Below are 753 nucleotides of genomic sequence, written 5' to 3' on the forward strand. Positions count from 1 at the left end.
CCTCCACGACATTATCCCCGAGATCTCCCGGGTCGTCCTGATGCGGGACGGCGCCGTCCGGAAAGACGGCCCGAAGGCCGAAGTCCTGACCAGTGAAGCCATCGGCGCCCTCTTCCGCGTCCCGGTCCGCGTCCGCGAGGAGGACGGCTACTACTATGCGACGGGCTACTGAACGGCCCCTCAACCTTGCTTTTTCCGATCGGCATAACACTTAAGTCCGGTGACGATCTCTCCCGCCGCTCATACCCCTGCCGCGGAGGTGCCGGGGGACCTGAGAGGGGAGAGATGAAATGGTCGAGATAGGCTACAAACTTTTCACCGAGGCGCACAGCGCGCCCGAACTGGTCAAGAACGCAAGACTCGCCGAAGACGCCGGGTTCTCGTTTGTGAGCATCAGCGACCACTACCTCCCGTGGATCTCAAACCACGGGCATGCCGGGTTCGCCTGGTGCACCATAGGCGGGGTCTCGCAGGCCACCTCACGGGTAAAGGTCTCCACCGGCGTGACCTGCCCGCTGATGCGCTACCACCCGGCGTTCGTCGCACAGGCCGCCGCAACCGCCGCAACGATGATGCCGGGGAGATTCGAGCTCGGGCTCGGGACGGGAGAGAGCCTGAACGAGCATATCGTCGGCGGCGTTTTCCCGACATCCGAGCCGGTGCGGCTCGATATGCTCCGCGAAGCGGTGAGGATCATCAGGACGCTCTGGAAGGGAGAGATGCAGGACTACTACGGCATCTACTACACCGTCG

At 63.6% G+C, this 753-nt stretch carries 1 protein-coding gene; it reads left to right on the forward strand.

The features are described from left to right. Positions 1-290 precede the first annotated feature (290 nt). Positions 291-753 (forward strand): TIGR03557 family F420-dependent LLM class oxidoreductase (locus ACI94_RS05165; RefSeq protein ID WP_286681178.1); only part of this gene is annotated, 463 nt, incomplete at its 3' end.

It is taken from the genome of Methanoculleus sp. DTU007 (genome assembly GCF_001512385.1).
Taxonomy (GTDB): Archaea; Halobacteriota; Methanomicrobia; order Methanomicrobiales; family Methanoculleaceae; genus Methanoculleus; species Methanoculleus thermophilus.